The sequence below is a fragment of the Rhodoplanes elegans genome (genome assembly GCF_016653355.1).
Taxonomy (GTDB): domain Bacteria; phylum Pseudomonadota; class Alphaproteobacteria; order Rhizobiales; family Xanthobacteraceae; genus Rhodoplanes; species Rhodoplanes elegans.
In genome coordinates, this window is record NZ_NHSK01000031.1 from 1 (window position 1) to 21926 (window position 21926).

Annotated in this window: 20 protein-coding genes and 2 tRNA genes; 9 read left to right on the top strand and 13 right to left on the bottom strand. The window is 68.3% G+C overall.

Going from position 1 to position 21926, the window contains the following annotated elements; all coding sequences use genetic code 11:
- The 4 genes from CCR97_RS01965 to CCR97_RS01980 all read left to right on the top strand — a co-directional run.
- Positions 1–575 (top strand): DUF1236 domain-containing protein (locus tag CCR97_RS01965; protein WP_201159261.1); only part of this gene is annotated, 575 nt, incomplete at its 5' end.
- A 250-nt stretch (positions 576–825) separates the two neighbouring features.
- Entirely contained in the window at positions 826–2493 is a 1668-nt protein-coding gene (locus CCR97_RS01970; protein WP_111359143.1) for a tetrathionate reductase family octaheme c-type cytochrome, read from the top strand.
- Positions 2484–3131, top strand: coding sequence for a cytochrome b/b6 domain-containing protein (locus CCR97_RS01975; protein WP_111359144.1), 648 nt, complete (start codon positions 2484–2486; stop codon positions 3129–3131). The genes CCR97_RS01970 and CCR97_RS01975 overlap by 10 nt, the downstream gene beginning before the upstream one ends.
- Before the next feature lie 97 nt (positions 3132–3228).
- Positions 3229–3402 (top strand): CsbD family protein, encoded by a 174-nt coding sequence (locus CCR97_RS01980; RefSeq protein ID WP_111359145.1) that lies wholly within the window; start codon positions 3229–3231, stop codon positions 3400–3402.
- A 145-nt stretch (positions 3403–3547) separates the two neighbouring features.
- Here the strand turns inward: CCR97_RS01980 and CCR97_RS01985 are convergent, their stop codons facing one another.
- Both CCR97_RS01985 and CCR97_RS01990 read right to left on the bottom strand, forming a co-directional pair.
- Positions 3548–4228: a glutathione S-transferase family protein gene (locus CCR97_RS01985; RefSeq protein WP_111359146.1), complete on the bottom strand. Its 681-nt coding sequence runs from the start codon at positions 4226–4228 to the stop codon at positions 3548–3550.
- Positions 4229–4312: 84 nt separating this feature from the next.
- Entirely contained in the window at positions 4313–5227 is a 915-nt protein-coding gene (locus CCR97_RS01990) for an EamA family transporter (protein ID WP_111359147.1), read from the bottom strand.
- Positions 5228–5719: 492 nt separating this feature from the next.
- Here CCR97_RS01990 and CCR97_RS01995 point away from each other — a divergent pair, with 492 nt between their 5' ends.
- Entirely contained in the window at positions 5720–6691 is a 972-nt protein-coding gene (locus CCR97_RS01995; RefSeq protein ID WP_111359148.1) for an FkbM family methyltransferase, read from the top strand.
- Between the two features lie 155 nt (positions 6692–6846).
- Positions 6847–7107 (top strand): PsiF family protein, encoded by a 261-nt coding sequence (locus CCR97_RS02000; RefSeq protein ID WP_111359940.1) that lies wholly within the window; start codon positions 6847–6849, stop codon positions 7105–7107.
- A 67-nt stretch (positions 7108–7174) separates the two neighbouring features.
- Here the strand turns inward: CCR97_RS02000 and CCR97_RS02005 are convergent, their stop codons facing one another.
- Both CCR97_RS02005 and CCR97_RS02010 read right to left on the bottom strand, forming a co-directional pair.
- Positions 7175–7888 carry an FkbM family methyltransferase gene (locus CCR97_RS02005; protein ID WP_111359939.1) on the bottom strand — a complete coding sequence of 238 codons (714 nt, stop codon included), beginning with the start codon at positions 7886–7888 and terminating at the stop codon, positions 7175–7177.
- 212 nt (positions 7889–8100) lie between these two features.
- Positions 8101–8424 carry a hypothetical protein gene (locus tag CCR97_RS02010; protein WP_111359938.1) on the bottom strand — a complete coding sequence of 108 codons (324 nt, stop codon included), beginning with the start codon at positions 8422–8424 and terminating at the stop codon, positions 8101–8103.
- A 320-nt stretch (positions 8425–8744) separates the two neighbouring features.
- Between CCR97_RS02010 and CCR97_RS02015 the strand changes: the two genes are divergently transcribed.
- The 3 genes from CCR97_RS02015 to CCR97_RS02025 all read left to right on the top strand — a co-directional run bounded on the left by CCR97_RS02015 (position 8745) and on the right by CCR97_RS02025 (position 10458).
- Complete coding sequence (locus CCR97_RS02015) at positions 8745–8897, top strand: DUF4160 domain-containing protein (RefSeq protein ID WP_111359937.1); 153 nt, start codon at positions 8745–8747, stop codon at positions 8895–8897.
- Positions 8869–9336 carry a DUF2442 domain-containing protein gene (locus CCR97_RS02020; protein ID WP_111359936.1) on the top strand — a complete coding sequence of 156 codons (468 nt, stop codon included), beginning with the start codon at positions 8869–8871 and terminating at the stop codon, positions 9334–9336. The genes CCR97_RS02015 and CCR97_RS02020 overlap by 29 nt, the downstream gene beginning before the upstream one ends.
- Positions 9337–9558: 222 nt before the next feature.
- A complete protein-coding gene (locus tag CCR97_RS02025) occupies positions 9559–10458 on the top strand; it encodes a PDDEXK family nuclease (RefSeq protein ID WP_146618921.1) in 900 nt (299 codons plus the stop codon).
- 105 nt (positions 10459–10563) lie between these two features.
- Here CCR97_RS02025 and CCR97_RS02030 read toward each other — a convergent pair.
- From CCR97_RS02030 to CCR97_RS02070, 9 genes are all read right to left on the bottom strand, one after another.
- A tRNA-Val gene (locus CCR97_RS02030) sits at positions 10564–10639 on the bottom strand.
- 183 nt (positions 10640–10822) lie between these two features.
- Positions 10823–13261 carry an endopeptidase La gene (gene lon, locus CCR97_RS02035; RefSeq protein ID WP_111358854.1) on the bottom strand — a complete coding sequence of 813 codons (2439 nt, stop codon included), beginning with the start codon at positions 13259–13261 and terminating at the stop codon, positions 10823–10825.
- Positions 13262–13645: 384 nt separating this feature from the next.
- On the bottom strand, positions 13646–14914 hold the full coding sequence (clpX, locus tag CCR97_RS02040) for an ATP-dependent Clp protease ATP-binding subunit ClpX (protein ID WP_111358853.1): 1269 nt from the start codon (positions 14912–14914) through the stop codon (positions 13646–13648).
- A 502-nt stretch (positions 14915–15416) separates the two neighbouring features.
- Positions 15417–16043 carry an ATP-dependent Clp endopeptidase proteolytic subunit ClpP gene (gene clpP, locus CCR97_RS02045; RefSeq protein ID WP_111358852.1) on the bottom strand — a complete coding sequence of 209 codons (627 nt, stop codon included), beginning with the start codon at positions 16041–16043 and terminating at the stop codon, positions 15417–15419.
- A gap of 316 nt (positions 16044–16359) precedes the next feature.
- The gene (tig, locus tag CCR97_RS02050) at positions 16360–17715 is read right to left on the bottom strand and encodes a trigger factor (RefSeq protein ID WP_111358851.1); all 1356 of its coding nucleotides are present in this window, start codon (positions 17713–17715) and stop codon (positions 16360–16362) included.
- Positions 17716–17802: 87 nt separating this feature from the next.
- Positions 17803–17887: transfer RNA gene (locus CCR97_RS02055), tRNA-Leu, on the bottom strand.
- A 339-nt stretch (positions 17888–18226) separates the two neighbouring features.
- Complete coding sequence (locus CCR97_RS02060; protein ID WP_244670215.1) at positions 18227–18634, bottom strand: response regulator; 408 nt, start codon at positions 18632–18634, stop codon at positions 18227–18229.
- Positions 18631–19905 carry an ATP-binding protein gene (locus CCR97_RS02065; protein ID WP_111360274.1) on the bottom strand — a complete coding sequence of 425 codons (1275 nt, stop codon included), beginning with the start codon at positions 19903–19905 and terminating at the stop codon, positions 18631–18633. The genes CCR97_RS02060 and CCR97_RS02065 overlap by 4 nt, the downstream gene beginning before the upstream one ends.
- A gap of 226 nt (positions 19906–20131) precedes the next feature.
- A complete protein-coding gene (locus tag CCR97_RS02070) occupies positions 20132–21697 on the bottom strand; it encodes an NAD(P)H-hydrate dehydratase (protein ID WP_244670216.1) in 1566 nt (521 codons plus the stop codon).
- Positions 21698–21926: the final 229 nt, after the last annotated feature.

Here is a 21926-nt window from a genome sequence, read left to right on the forward strand (position 1 = left end):
GCCAGGGCACCGGCGCGGCGCAGTCCGGCGGCTCCGGGGCGCAGAGCCCGAGCGCCAAGGAAGGCCCCGGCGCCACGACCACAGCGCCGGACCGCCGCTCCGGCGGCTCCGACCAGCGCTCCGGCACGTCGGAGAAGTCCGGCGGCAAGACGTCCGAGAGCGAGCGCGGCCGCGATCAGGATCGCACCCGCACCGGGCAGGATCAGCGCGGCTCCGGCTCCGAGCGGACCGGGCAGTCGGCGAGCGAGCGGCGGGGCGATTCCACGACCGAGCAGCGCACGGGCAGCTCGTCGACCAGCACGACGAACAACACCACGGTGAACCTGAACACCGAGCAGCGCACCCGGATCCGCGAGACCATCATCAAGGAGAGCAACGCGCCGCGGGTCAGCCGCGTCGACTTCTCGCTGAGCGTCGGCACGACGGTCCCGCGGTCGGTGCGTCTCGCCCGCGTGCCCTCGACCGTGGTGGAGATCTATCCGGCCTGGCGGGCGTACGAGTACTTCATCGTCGGGGATCAGATCGTCATCGTCGACCCGAACAACATGCACATCGTGGCGGTGCTTCCGGCCTGAGGCCGCGGTTCAGTCACGGCGCGCCGTCGGCAGCGTGCATCCGGGGGCCGTGTCTTCGCGGCCCCCGGAGGATCGACATCGACGAAGGCTCGGTGTCGGACGTCCAGATCACGAGCGGTAGCGAAATACATGTGACCGCGCATCGTTGCGATGGACGCAACAAAAAGCGCCGGCGTCTTGACCTTCATCATTTCTTATATGTGCAAGTGACGCACGCTGACGGTCTCCCTTCTCGCCAGAGGAGACCGATGTGACGGCAATCTCCGCATCGCGGTCCGGACCGCTCCTCCTCGCGCTTCTGGCCGCCTCGGCTCTCGCCTTCGGAAGTCATCACGACGCGCACGCCCAAGTCCCGCCGAAAAGCCCTTACACGCACGGCCAGGTCGGCTCGAAGCCGGCAGGCGGCACGGCCGATCACAACAAGTTCGAGATCCTCCAGCAGGACTTCAAGTCCGGCCCCGAGGTCACCAAGGCCTGCCTCTCCTGCCACACGGAGGCGGCCAAGCAGGTGATGGGCACGCTCCACTGGAGCTGGGACTACACCAATCCCCGAACCGGCCAGCGTCTCGGCAAGAAGAACGTGATCAACGACTTCTGCGCCAGCGTCACGTCCAACGAGCCGCGCTGCACGAGCTGCCATACCGGCTTCGGCTGGAAGGACGCGACCTTCGACTTCACCCGGCAGGAGAACGTCGACTGCCTGATCTGTCACGACCGGTCGGCCACCTACTGGAAGAACCCGACCGGCGCGGGACATCCGCCCTACACGCCGATCATGCAGGAGGGCCGGCAGATCGGGACCGTGCCGAACCTCTCGCAGGTCGCCCGCAGCGTCGGGCTGCCGGGCCGGGAGAACTGCGGCGCGTGTCACTTCTACGGCGGCGGCGGCGACGGCGTGAAGCACGGGTCGCTCGACTCGTCCCTGCTCGCGCCGAACCGCGAGCTCGACGTCCACATGGATGCCAAGGGGCTGAACTTCGCCTGCACGGCCTGCCACGTCACGCAGAAGCACGTGTGGGCGGGCAGCCGCTACGACGTCCACGCCGTCGACACCAAGGGCCAGCCCGGTCCCGGCCAGCGCCGCGACGTCGCCACCTGCGAGTCCTGTCACGGGCTGCGTCCGCACAAGGGCTGGTCGCTCACCGACGTCACCCTCAACACGCATGTCGAGAAGCTCGCCTGCCAGAGCTGCCACGTGCCCGCCTTCGCGCGGGGCGGCGTGCCGACCAAGATGCGCTGGGACTGGTCGACCTCGGGCCGGCTGCGCGACGGCAAGCCGTTCCAGATCCGGGACGACAAGGGCCGCCCGGTCTACGAATCGATCAAGGGCGACTACGTACTCGCCGAGAACGTGAAGCCCAAGTACTTCTGGTTCGACGGCGAGATCATCTACCAGAACGCCGAGCGCGTGTTCGATCCTGCCAAGCAGCCGATCCCGATCAACCCGATCTCCGGCAAGCCAGGCGACCCGAAGTCACGGATCTGGCCGTTCAAGGTGATGACCGGCAAGCAGCCCTACGACAGCGGACAGAATCACTTCGTCTATCTGCACGTGTTCGGGCCGACCGACGCCGCCTACTGGCGGGGCTTCAACTGGGACAAGTCGATCTCGGCCGGCATGGCGGCGATGGGCCTGCCCTGGTCCGGCAAGTTCGGCTTCGTCGAAACCGAGATGTACTGGCCGCAGACCCACATGGTCGCCCCCAAGGACAAGGCGGTGAAGTGCGGCGAGTGCCATCGTGCCGACGGACGTCTCGCGAACCTCGCCGGGTTCTACATGCCGGGCCGCGACAGCGCCCGCTGGGTGGACGTGCTCGGCGCCGGCTTGATCGGTCTCGTCCTCGCCGGCGTCATCGGCCACGGCCTGATGCGCCTCGTGATGCGGTTCCGTCGCAAGGAGACGCCGACATGGCCGTGATGCAGGTGAAGGTCTTCACACGTTTCGAGCGCTTCTGGCACTGGAGCCAGGCCTTTCTCGTCCTGGTGCTGATCGGGTCGGGACTCGGCCTGCACGGCGTCCACCACCTGATGAAGTACGGCGACATGCTGACGCTCCATGTCGCCGGTGCCGTCGGCCTGGTGGTCTTGTGGCTGTTCGCCATCTTCTGGCACCTGACGACCGGTCAATGGCGCCACTATCTGCCGACCCTGCAGGGCCTCGGTCCGATCCTGCGCTTCTACACGCTCGGGATCTTCCGCGGCGACCCGCACCCGTTCCGCAAGACCCTGCGCCGCAAGCACAATGCGCTGCAGGCGCTGACCTATCTGATGCTGAAGCTGGTGCTGTTCCCGGTCATCTGGGCGAGCGGCACGATGCTGCTCACCTACGACCTCTGGCACCAGAGACCGTGGGCGACCGCCGGGCTTGAGGCGATCGCCACGATCCACACGGCCGCCGCCTTCGTGATGATCGCCTTCCTGATCATGCACGTCTACGTGATCACCACCGGACATACAGTGGGCGATCAGCTCCGGACCATGATCACCGGCTGGGACGAGATGGACCTCGACGACGCCGAGGCGGCGGTCCTGCGGCGCGACGGCGCCGTCCGGTAGGCGAGGCGCGGTGTCGCGACACCGACCGATCGGGATCGATCACGGAACCGGTCCCGTTGCCCGTCGTTTCCCCTCCGACGACAGCAAGGAGGACACTATGGACAAGGACCGGATCGAAGGCTCGATGGACCAGGCCAAGGGCGCCGTGAAGGAAGGCGCCGGCAAGCTCACCGGCGACAAGAAGATGGAAGCCGAGGGCAAGGCCGACAAGGCGTCCGGCAAGCTGCAGAACGCCGTCGGCGGCCTGAAGGACAAGCTGCGCGGAGAATAGTTCGACCCCCGAACGGCGGCCCCGTCCGTCACTGCGCAGAGGACTGCCGTTGCACAGGCGGCGGTGACTCGAGAGCCCGGCCAGTCGCCGGGCTCTTCTCTTTTGCGGGTCTCATTTTACCGGCCGTCTCCGGTCACCGCGCGGCTCACGCCGGCAGGCGCGGCACCTCGGGCCAGTCGGGCTCGTCCTCCGGCAGCACCCAAGGCTCGCGCAGCGCGGCATCCCGCCAGGCGATCCAGGCGGGCAAGGCCGCCACCGCCTGCATGTAGGCCTTCGTGTCCGGCCCGACCTCGATCGCATAGGTGAAGAAGCGCGACACCACCGGCGCATACATGGCGTCGGCCGCCCCGAAGGCACCGAACAGGAACGGGCCACCTGCCCCGAACCGCTTGCGGCAGTCGCGCCAGATCGCCTCGATGCGGGCGACGTCGCGCATCACGTCGTCGGCGAGCGCGAGCTGCTTCGGCGGCCGCCAGAAGTTCATCGGCAGCGCCTTGCGCAACGCCGCGAAGCCGGCGTGCATCTCGGTCGCGATCGCCCGCGCATGCGCGCGCGCCACCCGGTCGGCCGGCCACAGGCCCGCTTCGGGGTGCTGGTCGGCGACATATTCGATGATCGCGAGTGACTCCCAGACGCGCACGTCGCCGTCGATCAGCACCGGCACCTTGCCGGTGCCGGAATGCGCCGAAACGGTCGCCTTGAAGTCGGGATCGCCGAGCGACACCACGGTCTCCTCGAACGGGATGCCGGCGACCGTCATGGCGATCCACGGGCGGAACGACCACGACGAGTAGTTCTTGTTGCCGATCACGAGATGCAGGCTCATCCGACTCTCCTGTCGCGCCGGGCGCGAGTCACGCAGGGCGCGAGTCACGCGACGCGCGCCCCCGCACGAGCCGGCCCAGGATGCTCACGTCGATGGCGGCGGGCAAGCCGGCTCGTCCCGCAGCATCGCCCGGGCGCGCGCCGCCACCTGCGGCCATGGCAGCACGACGATGACGAGGCCGGCGAGGATGCACACCATGCCGGCGGCGCGCAGCGGACCGAAACGCTCGCCGAAGATCAGCGCGACCGCGACGACGCCGGTGCACGGCGAGAGGAGCGCGAAGGGCGCCACCGCGGCGCTCTGATAGCGCTGCATCAGATAGCCCCAGATGCCGAAGGCGAGCGTCGTCGCGAGCGTGCCGAGAAACACGACGGCGACCAAGCTGCCGAGGCTCGCATGGACCACGGCCGAATAGAGCGAGGCGTCGTGGTCGAGCAGCAGCGAGGCCAGATAGGCGGGGATCGGCGGCACCAGGCTGCACCAGACGATCAGCGGCCCCATGGCGACGCCGCGCGGCGTCTTGCGCAGCAGGATGGAGCCGGTCGCCCAGCTCATCGCGGCGGCCATCGCCAACCCCAGCGCGACCGGCGGCAGATCGGCGCCGATCGTGAGGCCTATCAGCAGCAGCCCCGTGAAGGCGACGACGAGCCCGATCCCCTGCCGCCGCGTCGGATACTCGCGCAGCACCACGGCGGCGATCAGCACGGCGAAGAAGGCGTGCATCTGGGTCGTCACCGAGGCGAGGCCCGGTGGCAGCCCGGCGGCGAGCGCGAAGAACAGGAGCAGGAACTGCCCGGTCAGCAGCGTCGCCCCGACCGCCAGGATGGTCCGCCACGGCGCCGGCCGCGCCACCAGCACGACCGGCAGGGCGGCGAGAACGAAGCGGAGCACCGCCATCTGCGAGGCCGTGAAGCTCTCCAGCGCGATCGGATAGGCCACATAAGTGAAGCCCCAGATCACGTTGGCGAGCGCCGCCAGCGCCATGTCACGCAGCGTCATGTGAGAACCCGCTTCCCGCGGCGGCCGCCCCGGGCCGGCCGCCCCCGCCTTTTACGCCCGGACGGCGGACGGCGGCATGCCCGTTCGGGGATGCCGGTCCCGCAGCGGGGACAGGCCGGGCGGTCTGCCCTCGCGGCAGAAGCCTGCCCGACGCATCCTCGCGAAACCGTGATCGGAGCCGCGAGCCCTCTCGCCGGGGCAGAATCCGGGCGAGGACGACCATGGCGATCTCGGTCGCGCGCGACCTGAACCTCAATGAACGCCGTTCGTTCGCGGCCGGACGCGCCGTGGCGCCGGTGGGTCGCCGGGGCGACGTCAAGGATTTTACTTTAATTTAAATCTGCGCCGGCAGGCTCCCGGATCGGCGGCCGGGCGGCTTTTCTCGGCCGGCGGTCCCGCGTATGAAAGCTGATCGAATACCGGGCCCCCCGGTCTTCTGTCGTGATGAGACAGAAACATTCAGAAACAGACGCAGCGAAAGACTTCGTCTTCATGTCAGCTTCCGACCCGCGGCCCGTTACGCCCCTGACCTTCGACCGTCGCACCGGGCGGCTCGACGGCGCGACCCTGAAAGAGCGACTCGCCGCGATCGCCATCAGGGCCGGCGCGCGGTTGACGGAGCCGTTCGCGCATCGCGGCTTCTCGCTCGGCTGCCGGATTCTCGGGCCCGCGCTCGATCCCCGCGAGACGCTGGTTCAGCTCAACGACGACGCCCGCTTCGCCTTTCCGTTCGGCGATCCGTACTGGAGCGTGCTGCTCGACCGCAGCTATGTCTACGAGATCGAGCTCGAGCGCTTCCTGATGAACGTCGTCGACGTCGACTACACGTTCGTCGACTGCGGCGCGAACTACGGCCTGTGGTCCGTGCTGGCGACGAGCCGGCCCTACGGGGCGCACCCGGCGATCGCCATCGAGGCGTCGTCGCGCAACGCCGAGAAGCTGCGCCGCAACGCCGCCCTCAACGGCAACCGCTTCACGGTCCGCCACCAGGCGATCGGCGCCACGGCGGGCGGCGTCGCGAGGCTCTCCGGCCACAAGCACGAGGCCTTCACGATCGCCGGCGCGGACGATGCCGCGTTCTGCGAGGAGGTGCCGGTCGTCTCGCTCGACAGCCTGATCGACGACGGCACGCTCGACCCGTCCGGCCGGTTCATCGTCAAGCTGGATGTCGAGGGCGTCGAGATCGACGCCTTGAAGGGCGGGCAGCGGCTGCTCGACGCCGACAGCGTGATCCTCGCCGAGGAGCACGGCTCCGACCGCAGCCACGGCGTCACCCGCTGGGTGTTGGCGCAGCCGGGCTGCCGCGAGTTCGTGCTCGACCCGCGCACCGGCCGGTTCGAGGAGGTGCGCGACGCCGCCTTCCTGGACCACATCAAGACCAACCACGCGGTCGGCTACAACGTGTTCGTCACCAAGAGCGCGTTCTGGACCGAGCGGCTGCTCGCCACCCCGCCGGCCCGCTGACCGGCGGCGGCGCCACGGCGCCCCGCCGCAGCCCCGCGCGCTTCGTATGCACGGCCACGACGGCGCCGCGCCGTCGTGGCGCCATCATCGCGGGCTACCGCCCGGGCTGCGCGCGCACGCGCGCGAAAAACCCGGGAGATTCGCTCGTGAAGACCATGCTCGCCGCGACCGCCCTCGTTGCGACCGCCCTCCTCGTCTCCGTGACGGCGCACGCGCAGACGCCGCCCGCCCCCGGCTCCTGCAAGGCGCAGGCGACCGAGAAGAAGCTGCACGGCGCCGCCCTGACCAGCTTCATGAAGAAGTGCGAGACCGACGCCCAGGCGTCCTGCGACGCCTCGGCGGCCGAGAAGAAGCTCGCCGGCGCCGCCAAGACGAGCTTCACCAAGAAGTGCGTCGGCGACGCCGTCGGCCAGTGACCGCGGCCATCCGGCCGAGAACGACGGGCGGGTCGGCGCCGCGGCGTCCGACCCGTCGCCACGCGCCTCAGGCGACGCGCCGGCGCGCCGCCCTCAGACTGCGCTTCGCCCAGCGCACCGGTCGCGACAGGTGATACTTGCGCAGGAGCTGCCAGTGGCCGAACGCCGAGACCTGGAACGGCGTCGTGCGGTCGACGTACCAGCTGTTGTTGCCGGTGCGGCGAACCCGGCGATAGCCGACGGACTGCATGAAGCGGTGGCGGGAATTGTCGTCGGCGAAGTCCTCGATCATGATCAGATGCGGCCGGATGCGATCGAGAGAGAGGCCGCGCAGCACGTCGACCTCGGCGCCTTCGACGTCGACCGAGAGGAAGTCGATGGTGGAGATGCCGTGCTCCGCCAGCAGGGCATCGAGGGTGGTGCCGCGCACCGCGATGGTCTCGCCCTCGCCCGTCTCGCCGAGCACGCTGAGGCATCCCCGGAACGTCATCGGCAGGAGCGTGCCGGCCTGCTCGGGCGCCACGCAGGCGACCTCGGCGACCGGCGCGCGACGCACCGCGCGTAGCGCCGCGGCATGCGCCGGCACCGGCTCGACCAGGAGCCCGGTCCAGCCGGCCTGCTCGAGCGCATAGGTCTGCGACAGGGTGATCGGCTCGAAGGCGCCGACCTCGACGAACACGCCGGTCCGCCCCCGAAAATAGTCGGCGATCGCCCGCTGCTCGGCGGCGTCGCCGCGCAGCACCGCCGGCTGCAACACCGGCTCCAAGAGTCGTGTCCACATGTCCGCACCCTGCCCTGTCGATCCAGGCGCGGATTACACCTTCGGTCACCGGCAGAAACAAGCAGAAACAAAGGTGTCAGATCACCGCTGCGTGACGTGAGCGCCCGTGACGGCGCGCCATCTCGGGCCCATCTGGGCGCCCATCCGGGGTTCCGGGCCCGGCCATCGGCCGGCCCACGAACGACGTCCTTTTTTTGGGCCTCGACGACCGGCTACTCGCGGCGGCCGGCCAGGAGCTTTCCGTCGAGATCGAGCATCGTCATCTCGCCGTTGCGGAACACGCAGGTGCCGAGATGGCGGTCGGCCTTCTGGGAGAAGGTCATCTCGACCCGGCCCGTGTGGGCGTTGCCCTTGATGTCGGCCTTGTCGGCCTCGGCCTTGGCGATGTCGAAGCCGACGAAGCGCTCCAGCGCGGTCTCGCACTTGTAGCGGGCGTTGGCCACCGGATCGACCGGCCGCGTGATGTAATAGCCCGCGCCCAAGAGCACCACGACGCCGAGCACGGCGAAGAAAATCTCGACTGGCCGCATAATCATTCCCCGAACGAAAAATGCCCTCAACGAGCGCACCTTCGTCCCGGGCCGGCGAGCCCGCAAGGCGGGGTGCTACGGAGACTCGTTCAGGGACGGATCGGGATGCAGCAGATCCACTTCTCCCGATCGCACGACCGGGCGCCCGCGGTCGGAGCAGTCGAGCGAAGGATGAAGCAGAAGCCCACACCACTCCTGGACATAGTGCATGTGGCGCACTATTTAAGTCGCCGGATGGGGGCGGGACATGCCGACATTGGCGACGCTCGGAAGCGTGCTGATCCGTATGTTCGCGGACGAATCACAACCCGCCCCACTTCCACGTCGTGACGCCGGACCACGAGGCGCTGATCCGCCTCTCCGACCTTTCGGTCATGGCCGGCGCGATCGACCGCCGCAGCCTCGCCGTCGCCCTCGACTGGGCGACCGAGAACAGGGAGACGCTGGAGCATGAATGGAGCCGCCTCAACGAACGATGAGATCGTCCGGGTCGGCCCCGCCCTTCCGCGGATCGCCGCCGCGACGCCGCTCGACGGGCGCAAGGTCGCGGTGACGTGGCGCTCCGGCGAGACCAGGATCGTCGATCTGGCCCCCGCCCTTGAGAGCCGCCGCATCTACATTCCGCTGCGCACCGACGATGCGCTGTTCGGCACGCTGCGCGTCAGCGCGCACGACGACGCGATCGAGTGGGACGGCGGGCTGGACTTCTCGGCGATCTGGCTCGACCGGCTGCCGCCGGTCGCCTTCGACAATGCCGACTTCCGCCGGGCCATGGATGATCTCGACATGACATTGGACGGCATGGCCGCGCAACTCGAGGTGTCGCGCCGGCTCGTCGCCGGCTACCGCAAGGACAAGCCGATCCCCCGGCACATCGCCCTCGCGGTCCGCTACCTGGTCGAGCGGCAGCGCGCGTAGGCCGGATCGACGACCGTAGGGCGGAATAGCGAAGCGTATTCCGCCGGCTTCAACAACCGGCAGGGGTGCCGTTCGGCGCAATTCGTTACGCTATTGCGCCCTACGGGCTCGACTTTGCCGAATCAATTCACACCGACGTTTCCATTGGCGCTACACTGTACCGCATATGTTTCGCTCGCGCCGGTGTAAACCTCTGACCGGACGAATACTGACGGGACACGGATGGCCGAAGCTGCTAACGGCGAATTGCGAGATATGCCGTCTGAGGGCGAAATTGAGCTGTTCAAGGAAAAAGCAACGCTCTTCCAGGCTGTCTTCCTCGTCGTCAGCATCGCGCGTCTGGACGAGGTGGATGGTACGCCTGTTGCAACACCCTATGCGCTATCTCTAATGCCAGCGTCCAAGCGCGACGCGATCGAGGAGAAGGACATACATCTTGTTGCAAATCTAGACGTCCAGAAGCTCTTGCGGGAAATGGAACCTTGTTATTTTCATTTCAACCCATTCACGGGGGACCGCGGCCTCTTCGGCTCCCTCGGAACTGTTATCGGAGCGAATTCAAGTGGGTTCATCGATGAGCTTGGAATTGTTATTGGGCAATTTTTTCTATCCAAGACATGCAATCAATCTGACGTGCTTGAGGTTTCGCTAGGATTTCCAAACGAAACAGCCGAAAAGAAATACAGAAATCATCGCGCCAATCTTTTATACAAACCATTCACAAAAATTGAACCTAGGCGCGTCTGGGGCGCGCAATCTCCCATAGAACTTTTCTTACTCCAAGAGCTACTTCGGCGTGGCTTGACGCCTCTACTACAAGTGCTCGTGTTCGATAATGGGTTTATTCATCAATCGCTATACGGGCTATGGAAAGACATCGACTTCAGATACGTGCCGGGCCTCATCACCGAACCCGATATGTTCTTTCCAGACAAGAAGCTCGCCGTGTTCTGTGACTCTTCACGGTACCATCGTGGTGGAAAAGCGAAGGCAAAGGACGCTGCGATTGACGAAAAGCTTGCGAAGATCGGCCTGTCATCGGTGCGTGTACCGGGCAAGCTCATCGTCGAAGACGTGAAAGCAGCGGCCGACCTCGTTTCGAATGCCCTCGCCAGCCCGTAGGATGGGGTGGAGCCGCAGGCGATACCCATCGCTCCCACGCCGGCTTTTGATGGGTATCACCTTCGGCTCCACCCATCCTACGCGCCTACACACAGCGCCGGGGCCTGGTGGGCGGTGACGGGCTCGAACCGCCGACCTACACGGTGTAAACGTGCCGCTCTACCAACTGAGCTAACCGCCCTGCGGAGCGATTTATCGCCGGAATACGGCCGAGCGCAAGGCGGTCGCCGGTCCCTCGCTCGCCTCCAACGAAGAGCGGCGCCCGTGGGCGCCGCTCTCGTGTCTCCAGCTCGTCGCGGTCTCGATCCCGCAGCCAGGCGCGACGCCTCCCGCGTGCCGCGGGAGGAGCCAGGACGCCACAGGCTCAGTGCGCCGTCAGCGCCGACGCCTCGTCCTCGGCGGCGCCGTCGGCCGCCGCCGGGGCGGCCGGCTGGGCCTTGTCGTCCCACTCGATCGGGTCCGGCACGCGGGTCAGCGCCCGGGCCAGAACCTCGTCCATCCGGGTCACCGGAACGATCTCGAGCCCGCTCTTCACGTTCTCGGGAATGTCGACGAGATCCTTGGCGTTCTCCTCCGGGATCAGCACGGTCTTGATGCCGCCGCGGAGCGCAGCGAGCAGCTTCTCCTTGAGACCGCCGATCGGCAGCACGCGACCACGCAGCGTGATCTCGCCCGTCATCGCGACGTCGCGGCGGACCGGGATGCCGGTCATCACCGAGATGATGGCCGTCACCATGGCGACGCCGGCCGACGGCCCGTCCTTCGGGGTCGCCCCCTCCGGCACGTGGACGTGGATGTCGCGCTTGTCGAACAGCGGCGGCTCGATGCCGAAGGCGATCGCCCGCGAGCGGACGTAGGACGCCGCCGCCGAGATCGACTCCTTCATCACGTCGCGCAGGTTGCCGGTCACGGTCATCTTGCCGCGGCCGGGCATCATCAGGCCCTCGATCGTGAGGAGTTCGCCGCCGGCGTCCGTCCAGGCGAGCCCGGTGACGACGCCGACCTGATCCTCCTCCTCGATCTCGCCGTGGCGATGCTTCGGCACGCCGAGATAGTCGCCGAGATTGCTCGTCGTGACCTCGACCGTCTTCTTCTCCGAGGTCATCAGCTCCTTGACGGCCTTGCGGGCCAGCGTCGACAGCTCGCGCTCCAGATTGCGCACGCCCGCCTCGCGGGTGTAGCGCCGGATCAGGAGCAGGAGCGCGTCGTCGTCGATCGCCCACTCCTTGGCCTCGAGGCCGTGCTTGGAGAGCGCGTTCGGGATCAGATGCCGACGGGCGATCTGGACCTTCTCGTCCTCCGTGTAGCCGGCGATGCGGATGATCTCCATGCGGTCCATCAGCGGCGCCGGGATGTTCAGCGTGTTCGCCGTGGTGATGAACATCACGTTGGAGAGATCGTAGTCGACCTCGAGATAGTGGTCGTTGAAGGTGCCGTTCTGCTCGGGGTCGAGCACCTCGAGCAGCGCCGACGACGGATCGCCGCGGAAGTCCGAGCCCATCTTGTCCACCTCGTCGAGGAGGAACAGCGGGTTCGACGACTTCGCCTTGCGCATCGACTGGATGATCTTGCCGGGCATCGAGCCGATATAGGTGCGCCGGTGACCGCGGATCTCGGCCTCGTCACGCACGCCGCCGAGCGACACGCGCACGAACTCGCGGCCGGTCGCCTTGGCGATCGACTTGCCGAGCGAGGTCTTGCCTACGCCGGGCGGGCCGACGAGGCAGAGGATCGGGCCGGTCAGCTTGTTGGCGCGGCTCTGCACGGCGAGATACTCGACGATGCGCTCCTTGACCTTGTCGAGGCCGTAGTGGTCGGTGTCGAGCACCTCCTGGGCGGCGCCGAGATCCTTGCGGACCTTGGTCTTCTTGTTCCACGGGATCGACAGCAGCCAGTCGAGATAATTGCGCACCACCGTCGCCTCGGCGGACATCGGCGACATCTGGCGCAGCTTCTTCAGCTCGTGCTGCGCCTTCTCGCGCGCCTCCTTCGAGAGCTTGGTCTTCTTGATCTTGTCCTCGAGCTCGGCGAGCTCGTCGCGGCCGTCCTCGTCGCCCAGCTCCTTCTGGATCGCCTTCATCTGCTCGTTGAGGTAGTACTCGCGCTGGGTCTTCTCCATCTGCCGCTTGACGCGAGTCCGGATGCGCTTTTCCACCTGCAGGACGGAGATCTCGCTCTCCATCAGGCTCAGGACCTTCTCGAGCCGCTCGGTCACGGTCGCGGTCTCGAGGATGAGCTGCTTGTCGGGAATCTTGACGGCGAGATGCGAGGCCACCGTGTCGGCGAGCTTGGCGTAGTCGTCGATCTGCTGGACGACGCCGACCACCTCGGGCGACACCTTCTTGTTGAGCTTCACGTAGCCTTCGAACTCGGTCACCACCGAGCGGGCCAGCGCCTCCGCCTCGACCTTCTCGCCGATCTTGTCGACCAGCACCTCGGCCTCGGCCTCGTAATAGTCGCTGCGGTCGGTGTAGCGGATCACGCGCGCGCGCTCGGTGCCCTCGACCAGCACCTTCACGGTGCCGTCGGGCAGCTTGAGGAGCTGCAGCACGCTCGCCAGCGTACCGACCTCGTAGATCGCGTCGGCGGCCGGGTCGTCGTCGGAGGCGTTCTTCTGGGTGGCGAGCAGGATGAACGAGTCGGACCGCATCACCTCCTCGAGGGCGCGGATCGATTTCTCGCGCCCCACGAAGAGCGGCACGATCATGTGCGGGAAAACCACGATGTCGCGCAGCGGAAGCACCGGATAGGCCCGGACCTCTCCGGGCTGGGGCAGCACGCGCGGCTTCGAAGGTGTGGTCATGGTCCGATCCTTGTTGTTCTGGAAACCCCTCCGCGACGACCCGACGGGCGGCATCGTGACGGAGTGTCGTGGACCGGGAAGGGAGCGCAGCCAAACCGGCTGGATCTGCGCGCCGCGGCGGGGACGAGATCCCTGCCCGGGCATCGGCTCGAACGCCTTACTCGACTGATCGGACGTCCGCCTGTCTTAGGTGGAGAGCCGTCGGGGGCGTGTCAAGGAACCGGCCCCGCCCCCCACCGCAACGCTCCTTCGGCGGTGTCCCGCCGGCGTATTCCCCGCACGCCGGCGTGCAATTCGTGTTCTTCGCGGATCGTCCCGACCGCGATTGCGCCGCGGTCTTCCGGTGCCGGCGCCCGCCTCGGGCGCCGGACCGTGTGACGCCCGTCAGGCGCTGGCGCCGGCGTCGCCGGCGGCGCGGTCCGCGTAGATGTAGAGCGGACGCGCCGTGCCCTCGACCACCTCGCGGGAGATCACCACCTCCTCGACGCCTTCCAGGCTCGGCAGGTCGAACATGGTGTCGAGCAGGATCGACTCCATGATCGAACGCAGGCCACGGGCGCCGGTCTTGCGCTCGATCGCCTTGCGGGCGATGGCGCCCAGCGCCTCCTCGGCGAGAGTGAGGTCGATGTTCTCCATCTCGAACAGGCGCTGGTACTGCTTGACGAGCGCGTTCTTCGGCTCGAGCAGGATGCGCTTGAGCGCCGGCTCGTCGAGATCCTCGAGGGTGGCGACCACCGGCAGACGGCCGACGAACTCCGGGATCAGCCCGTACTTGAGCAGATCCTCGGGCTCGACCTCGCGGAAGATCTCGCCGGTCTTGCGGTCCTCCGGCGCCATCACGCGCGCCGCGAAGCCGATCGAGGTGGTGCGGCCGCGGCCCGAGATGATCTTCTCGAGGCCGGCGAAGGCGCCGCCGCACACGAACAGGATGTTGGTCGTGTCGACCTGCAGGAACTCCTGCTGCGGATGCTTGCGGCCGCCCTGCGGCGGCACCGACGCGACGGTGCCTTCCATGATCTTCAGGAGCGCCTGCTGGACGCCCTCGCCCGACACGTCGCGGGTGATCGACGGGTTGTCGGACTTGCGCGAGATCTTGTCGATCTCGTCGATGTAGACGATGCCGCGCTGCGCCCGCTCGACATTGTAGTCGGCGGCCTGCAGCAGCTTCAGGATGATGTTCTCGACGTCCTCGCCGACATAGCCGGCCTCGGTCAGGGTCGTCGCGTCCGCCATCGTGAACGGCACGTCGAGGATGCGGGCGAGCGTCTGGGCGAGCAGCGTCTTGCCCGAGCCGGTCGGCCCGATCAGCAGGATGTTCGACTTCGCCAGCTCGACGTCGTTGTGCTTGGTCTGGTGGTTGAGCCGCTTGTAGTGGTTGTGGACGGCGACCGACAGGACCTTCTTGGCGTGGTCCTGCCCGATCACGTAGTCGTCCAGCACCTTGCGGATCTCGCGCGGGGTCGGGATGCCGTCACGCGACTTGACCAGCGAGGACTTGTTCTCCTCGCGGATGATGTCCATGCACAGCTCGACGCACTCGTCGCAGATGAAGACCGTGGGTCCCGCGATGAGCTTGCGGACCTCGTGCTGGCTCTTGCCGCAGAACGAGCAATACAGCGTGTTCTTGGAGTCGCTTCCGCCAACCTTGCTCATTCTTCACTCTCCACAGGTCCGCCGCCGCCGCGCGTAGGCGGACAGGGGCGATTGTCGCATTGAGGACCCGTCGTGCCTGGAACCTAGCAAACTCGTCACCTTCCGCCAGAGGATCGAGGGACCGTTCTGACCGTAGGCCTAACGAAGCACGCTAAGACCCGGTCGATCAAGATTTCACTAACGATACGACGCCGCCGGCCAGGGCCTTGTTCCGCCGGGCGGCGGTATTCCATGCAAGACACGTTCCAGTCGTGCCGTCCCCCGAGATTCGAAGCGTGGCGCCGAATCGTGGCGAAAATCGTGGCACGCCATGAGGTTCGGCCCACCCGGCCCGCACCGGAGGTCGCGCGCGGGCGGCGCGAGAGCGGCGCCGTCCGGGCGCCGCACCGGCGGCCGGCCAAGCCACCCCGCAGACCAACCGCCCGGCCTCGCCGGACGACGGAGCGGAGCTCGTCGCGGCGGCTCCGCGAGGGCCGCCGTCGCGACGGACGGCCGGACCGGCTCAGATCTTGTCGGCCTCTTCGGGACGGCGCTCGATCACGCTGTCGATCAGGCCGAACTCCTTGGCGGCCTCGGCCGTGAAGAACTGGTCGCGCTCCAGCGCCTCCTCGATCTTCTTCATCGGCTGGCCGGTGTGTTTGACGTAGATCTCGTTGAGCCGCTTGCGGAGATTGAGGATCTCCTGGGCGTGAATCATGATGTCGGTGGCCTGACCCTGGAAGCCGCCGGACGGCTGGTGGACCATGATGCGGGCGTTCGGCAGGGCGAAGCGCATGTCCTTGCGGCCGGCGGCCAGCAGCAGCGAGCCCATCGAGGCGGCCTGGCCGGTGCACAGGGTCGACACGGCCGGGCGGATGAACTGCATCGTGTCGTAGATCGCGAGACCCGCCGTCACCACGCCGCCCGGCGAGTTGATGTACATGGCGATCTCTTTCTTGGGGTTCTCCGCCTCAAGGAAGAGCAGCTGGGCGACGATCAGGGTCGCCATCCCGTCCTCGACCACGCCGGTGACGAAGATGATCCGCTCCTTCAGGAGGCGGGAGAAGATGTCGTAGGCCCGCTCGCCCCGGTTGGTCTGCTCGACCACCATCGGCACGAGGTTCATGTAGGTTTCGACGGGATCGCGCATGTGCTCAACCTTGCGAGTGATTCGGGCCGGCGCCGGCGGCGCCTTCGGCCCGCCCGAGAGACCGTGCGCCGGGTGCGACGCACTGCTCACAGATATACCCTCTTCCGCCGGCGACAAGACTCCGTCGGCAGCCATGCTTTACGGGATTCGCATCGCGGGCGGCAGCATTTCGACGCCGGTGGCGGGCGGCCGACCGACGAGGCCGAGCCGGCCCGCGCGGTGGAGATCGGCGGGCGGCGACGCGTCCCGCCGCGCTCCCTTGACGTCGGTCGAGACAGCGGCGGGGGCGGTCCCGACCCGGCCGCCCCCGACGGGATCAGGCCGCGGCCTGCTCGTCGTCCTTGAACAGCTCGTCCTTCGGCACGGTGCGGTCCGTGACGGTGGCGAGCTCGAGGATGTAGTCGACGACCTTCTCCTCGAAGATCGGCGCCCGCACCGAGGCCAGCGCGCCGGGGTTCTTCCGGTAGAAGTCCCACACCTGCTGCTCCTGGCCCGGATACTGGCGGGCGCGCTCGATGATGGCGCGCGAGATCTCCTCGTCCGTCACCTTGATGGCGTTCTTCTCGCCGATCTCGGCGAGCACCAGGCCGAGGCGGACGCGCCGGTCGGCGATGCCGCGGTACTCGGCCCGCGCCTTCTCCTCGTCGGTGCCCTCGTCCGCGAAGGTGCGGTTCTGGGTCTTGAGGTCGGACAGGACCGTCTCCCACACCGCCTTGAACTCCTCGTCGACGAGGGTCGGCGGCGGCTCGAACTTGTGCAGCTCGTCGAGCTTGTCGAGCAGCTGGCGCTTCAGCTTCTGGCGGCTCTGCGCCGTGTAGTCGGCCTTGATCCGCTCGGCGATCGCCTCTTCGAGCTTGGCGAGCGACTCGAGGCCGAGCTTCTTGGCGAAGTCGTCGTCGATCGCGACCTCGCCGGGCGCTTCGACGGACTTGACCGTGACGTCGAACTCGGCCGCCTTGCCGGCCAGCTTCTCGGCCAGGTAGTTCTCCGGGAACGTCACCGAGACGGTGCGGGTGTCGCCCGCCTTGGCGCCGAGGAGCTGGTCCTCGAAGCCCGGGATGAACTGGCCGGAGCCGATGACGAGCTGGATGTCCTCGCCGGTGCCGCCCTCGAAGGGCTCGCCGCCGATGCGGCCGACGAACGAGATGGTGAGCCGGTCGCCGGTCTCGCCGGCCGAACCCTCGGGCTTGGGCGAGAACGGCTTGTTGCCGTCGGCGAGGCGCTTGAGCGCCTCCTGGATCTCCTCCGGCCCGACCTCGACGACCAGGCGCTCGAGCGAGACCCCCTTGAAGTCGGCGAGCTCGATCGCCGGGACGACCTCGAGCGCCACCGTGTAGGCGAGGTCGTTCTTGCCGTCGACCACGGCCTCGATCTCGGCCTTGTCCTCCGGCATCTTCACCTGCGGGTCCATGGCGAGCTTGAACCCGTTGTCGGTGACGATCTTGGCGTTGGTCTCGCGGACCAGCTCCTCGATCGCCTCGGCCATGACGGCGCGGCCGTAGAGCTTGCGCAGATGGGCGACCGGCACCTTGCCGGGGCGGAAGCCGTTCAGCCGGACCTGGTCCTTCAGGCGGACCAGCCTGTCGTTCAGCCGGGTCTCGAGATCGGCGGCCGGGACGACCACCCGGAATTCGCGCTTCAGCCCTTCGGCGGTGGTCTGGGTCACATCCATGTCGGGTCAGTCTCGTATGGTGATCAATGGGGCGGTCGCGCGCGTCGCGCGGTCGCCCGGTCGGTCCGGCGGCAGCGAGCCTCGGCGTGGTGCGGGCGGAGGGACTTGAACCCCCACGACTTTCGTCAACGGAACCTAAATCCGTCGCGTCTACCAGTTCCGCCACGCCCGCCTGGGGCCGCTCGGCCTGCCGATCCTCCGAGCGGGCGGGCTTATAACACGCTCCCCCGCCGGCGCATCACAAAATTTGGGCACCGGGCGGCCGGATCGCCGCAGCCGGGCGCATCGGCGTCGGCGGCTCGAGCGGCGGGCCGCCGCCGGGCGCCGGCCCAGGGGCTGGGTTCGGGTCCGAAGCCTCTCCGCCGTCGTGCTCCGCGCCGGCGGAGCACCCGGTACGCCGCAGCGTCTCGACTGAACAGCGCACGCCGGTCGATCTGAAACGTCCGCCTGCGCGGACGACCACCGAGAAGTTGCGCCGTCGCGGGCGCAGCACCCGTGGGGCGGTGGCCGGTCAGTTCGGCCCGTTGGCGCCCGGCCCGCCGTTGCCGCCCATCAGGCTGCGAATCGTCTCGGCGATGGCCGACGGCCGGTAGGGCTTCTTCAGGAACACGCTGCCCGGCACCTGCGAGGCGCGCTCGACCGTGTAGCCGGTGGCGTAGATGACCGGTAGCTCGGGCTTCTGCTCGCGCACCGTGGCGGCGAGCCGCCAGCCGTCCATCTCGCCGGGCAGGCGGATGTCGGTGAACAGCACGTCGACGGTCTGGCCGCTCTCGATGATCGACAGCGCCGCCTCGGCCGTGTCGGCCTCCAGCACCGCGAATCCCTGGTCGGTCAGCTCCTGCGAGATCATGTCCAGGACGAGCGGCTCGTCCTCGACGATCAGCACGGTCACGCCGCCGCCGTTCATGTGCTGGCTCATGGACACGCCGCGGCGTTGGTCAGCAGTCCGGGGGCGAAGCTGCGGGCCGGCGCCGGGGTGGCGGCGACCTGGGCGCGAGGCAGATAGAGCTTCACGGTCGTGCCCTCCCCGGGCGTGCTGTCGAGCACCGCCGTGCCGTCCGACTGGACGGCGAAGCCGTAGGCCTGGCTGAGGCCGAGGCCGGAGCCTTCGCCGAGCTGCTTGGTCGTGAAGAACGGCTCGAAGGCACGGCTGGCGACCTCCTCGGTCATGCCGAGACCGGTGTCGGCGACGGCGATCTCGATGTAGTCGCCGGCGGCGAGGCCGAGCTCGCTGATCAGCACGTCGCCGGAGGCCACGTTGCGGGTGGTGATGACCAGGTTGCCGCCCTCCGGCATGGCGTCGCGGGCGTTGACGGCGAGGTTGAGGATGGCGCTCTCCAGGGCGTCGGCGTCGACCTTGGTCGGCCACAGGTCGAAGGTCAGGTTGCTGACCACCCGGATGGTGCCGCCGAGGGTGCGGCGCAGCGTGTCGGCGAGGTGCTCCAGCACGTCGTTGACGTTCATGACGTTGGGAGCGAGCGGCTGGCGGCAGCCGAAGGCGAGCAGCCGGTGGGTTAGCACGCCGGCCCGCTCGGCGCCGAGCGCGGCGCCGCGGATCGCCCGGGCGAGCTGGCGGGAGCCGTCCTGGGGCAGCAGCCGGCGGGCGCGCTCCAGATTACCGATGACGGCGGTCATGAGGTTGTTGAAGTCGTGGGCGATGCCGGCGGTGAGCTGGCCGATCGCCTCCATCTTCTGGGCCTGGCGCAGCATGTCCTCGGCGCGGCGGCGCTCCTCGCGCTCGCGCTCCAGCGCCTTGAGGGCGAGATCACGTTCGCGGATTTGAAGGCGGAGGGCTTCGACGGCGCGGCGCAGCTCGTCGGCGGAGGGGATCTTCAGGGCCTTGGGGAGCAGCGGCCAGAGGACGACGGCGGTGGCGAGCGAGGTGACGGCGGTGAGGGCTTTGGCGAGGCCTTCGGCGGCGAAGTGCGGGTACCAGATCGTCCAGATGTCGAGGAGATGGGAGAGCCCGCAGGCGACCAGGAAGACCGCGAAGGCCCAGGCGATCCAGCCGAACATCATGTCCGGCCGCCGCGATACGAAGACGGCGAGCACGATGGGAATCGACAGGTAGGAGGCTGCGATGATCACGTCGGAGACGACGTGCAGGGAGATCAGCTCCGGCCGCCACCCCATGCAGGCGCCGTGCGGGATCGATTCCCCCGTCTCCAACAATGTTTGCAGAATGGCCATCCACCGCCTCCCGAAACCCGATTTACCCCCCGGACGACCGCCGCCCCCGACGTCGTCCGGACTTGCCCCGGTGGCGAGGGTCCCCGACCTCGCACCCGGCAATCCACCCATCAATTATGGCAAGGTTGAGCCAGCGGTCCGTGTCGTCACCGATTTCTGCTCCGATCGAGTGTAGTGCCGCGGTCCGCGAGACCGCCGCCGCGTCCGTGCCGGCGCACCCGCCGGGTCATCGGCGGCCTCCGGCAAGGCGTGCCGGCGAGCTCTGTGGCGAGTCGAAGAGACGCGCATAAACTCTCGGCATTGCTTCGGAAAGATCCTCTGAGATCAACCCCGGCCCGATCGCCGCAGCCGCCGCTCCATGGAGCCAGGCGGCGGCCATGGCCGCCGCGAAGCCGTCCATCCCCTGGGCGCACAGGCCGGCGACGAATCCGGTGAGGACGTCGCCGGCTCCCGCGGTCGCGAGATGGGCCGGCGCATTGGCATTGATCGCGGCCCGCCCGTCAAGATCCGCAATGGTCGTGTCCCCGCCCTTGAGGAGCACCACGGCGCTCGCGACGGCCGCCGCGGCACGCGCTTTATCGAGCTTCGACGCGGCCTGACGAATCTCACTCAAGTGCCCGAACAGTCTGGAGAACTCGCCGTCGTGCGGAGTCAGGACCGTGGCGGCGCCGCCGCGCTTGCGCAGTGCAGCGAACAAATCCTCGGGATCGTCGGCGAAGCTGGTCAGCGCGTCGGCGTCGAGCACCACGGCGCGGGGGCCGGCCAACGCCGCATGGACGAGGTCGCGAGTCGCGGCCCCCACCCCGAGTCCCGGGCCGAGAGCGACGGCGTTGAACCGGCGGTCCTCCAGAACCGCCGCGAGCGCCGCCGCGCCGTCGACCTCGCGCACCATCACGGCGAGGTTCGTCGCGGCGTCGACCGCCATCGCGTCCGGCGGCGCCGCGAGCGTGACCAGCCCGGCGCCGGCCCGCAGCGCCGCCCGGGCGGCGAGCCGCGCCGCCCCGGTGGTCGAGGCACCGCCAGACACCACCACGACGTGGCCGCGGCTGTACTTGTGGCCGGTGAGCTGCGGCACCGGCAGGGTATCGCGGACACGGTCGGGGCCGACCAGGATGCAGCGCGGCCGCACCGTGTCGAGCACGCTCTCCGGGATGCCGATGTCGGCGATGGTCAAGCGGCCGCGATGCAGGCGGCCGGGCAGCAGCCAATGCCCCGGCTTGGCGCGGAAGAAGGTAACGCTCTCGTCGGCCGTGACGGCGGCCCCCATCACGGCGCCCGTGATGCCGTTGATGCCGCTCGGCAGATCGACCGCGACGACGCGGGCGCCCTGCCCGGCCGCAGCGTTCATGGCCTCGATCATGGATCGCGGCAGCCCCTCGACCGGCCGGTCGAGCCCGGCGCCGAACAGCGCGTCGACGATCACGTGGGCGCCGTCGAGTCCCTCGGGCGTCGCCGGCCGCACCGGCCCGGTCCAGCGCCGCGCCGCCTCGGCGGCGTCGCCCTTGAGGCGATCGGCGGATCCGACCAGCAGCAGCTCCACCCGGAAGCGCCGCTCGGCGAGGAGGCGCGCGGCGACGAAGCCGTCGCCGCCGTTGTTGCCGGGGCCGGCGACCACGACGACCCGGCTGCCGGGCGGATCGCGCCGCGTCACCGCATCGGCGACGGCGCGGCCGGCATTCTCCATCAGCACGATGCCGGGCGTGCCGGAGGCGATGGCGAGCCGGTCGGCCTCGGCCATCTCGGTCGTCGTCAGCAGCGCGTCCTGGGTGAGCGGCGTTTGCGCGGCAGGCATGCGGGTTCCGTCGCGACCGGAGGTAACGGCATCATAGTCGCGGCTTAGCCCGGCGTCATGTCGCAATCGCGACGGTGCCTCATCTTCGGCGCCGCAGCACAACGACACGTCGACGAGACCGGACGTTTCGTATCGCCATACCGGCAACCCGCCTCGCCCGTCCGTGCCGGGGCGCTTTGCGGGCACACCCTGCCTCGAATATAAGCAGACAGCCCACTTCTTGGGCGCA

What these genes read in the sequence shown, in the direction of transcription:
- CCR97_RS01975 (WP_111359144.1), top strand. Translation starts at nt 2,484, where the DNA reads ATGGCCGTGATGCAGGTGAAGGTCTTCACACGTTTCGAGCGCTTCTGG.
- CCR97_RS01980 (WP_111359145.1), top strand. Translation starts at nt 3,229, where the DNA reads ATGGACAAGGACCGGATCGAAGGCTCGATGGACCAGGCCAAGGGCGCC.
- CCR97_RS01985 (WP_111359146.1), bottom strand. Translation starts at nt 4,228, where the DNA reads ATGAGCCTGCATCTCGTGATCGGCAACAAGAACTACTCGTCGTGGTCG.
- CCR97_RS01990 (WP_111359147.1), bottom strand. Translation starts at nt 5,227, where the DNA reads ATGACGCTGCGTGACATGGCGCTGGCGGCGCTCGCCAACGTGATCTGG.
- CCR97_RS01995 (WP_111359148.1), top strand. Translation starts at nt 5,720, where the DNA reads ATGTCAGCTTCCGACCCGCGGCCCGTTACGCCCCTGACCTTCGACCGT.
- CCR97_RS02000 (WP_111359940.1), top strand. Translation starts at nt 6,847, where the DNA reads ATGCTCGCCGCGACCGCCCTCGTTGCGACCGCCCTCCTCGTCTCCGTG.
- CCR97_RS02005 (WP_111359939.1), bottom strand. Translation starts at nt 7,888, where the DNA reads ATGTGGACACGACTCTTGGAGCCGGTGTTGCAGCCGGCGGTGCTGCGC.
- CCR97_RS02010 (WP_111359938.1), bottom strand. Translation starts at nt 8,424, where the DNA reads ATGATTATGCGGCCAGTCGAGATTTTCTTCGCCGTGCTCGGCGTCGTG.
- CCR97_RS02020 (WP_111359936.1), top strand. Translation starts at nt 8,869, where the DNA reads ATGAATGGAGCCGCCTCAACGAACGATGAGATCGTCCGGGTCGGCCCC.
- CCR97_RS02025 (WP_146618921.1), top strand. Translation starts at nt 9,559, where the DNA reads ATGGCCGAAGCTGCTAACGGCGAATTGCGAGATATGCCGTCTGAGGGC.
- lon (WP_111358854.1), bottom strand. Translation starts at nt 13,261, where the DNA reads ATGACCACACCTTCGAAGCCGCGCGTGCTGCCCCAGCCCGGAGAGGTC.
- clpX (WP_111358853.1), bottom strand. Translation starts at nt 14,914, where the DNA reads ATGAGCAAGGTTGGCGGAAGCGACTCCAAGAACACGCTGTATTGCTCG.
- clpP (WP_111358852.1), bottom strand. Translation starts at nt 16,043, where the DNA reads ATGCGCGATCCCGTCGAAACCTACATGAACCTCGTGCCGATGGTGGTC.
- tig (WP_111358851.1), bottom strand. Translation starts at nt 17,715, where the DNA reads ATGGATGTGACCCAGACCACCGCCGAAGGGCTGAAGCGCGAATTCCGG.
- CCR97_RS02060 (WP_244670215.1), bottom strand. Translation starts at nt 18,634, where the DNA reads ATGAGCCAGCACATGAACGGCGGCGGCGTGACCGTGCTGATCGTCGAG.
- CCR97_RS02065 (WP_111360274.1), bottom strand. Translation starts at nt 19,905, where the DNA reads ATGGCCATTCTGCAAACATTGTTGGAGACGGGGGAATCGATCCCGCAC.
- CCR97_RS02070 (WP_244670216.1), bottom strand. Translation starts at nt 21,697, where the DNA reads ATGCCTGCCGCGCAAACGCCGCTCACCCAGGACGCGCTGCTGACGACG.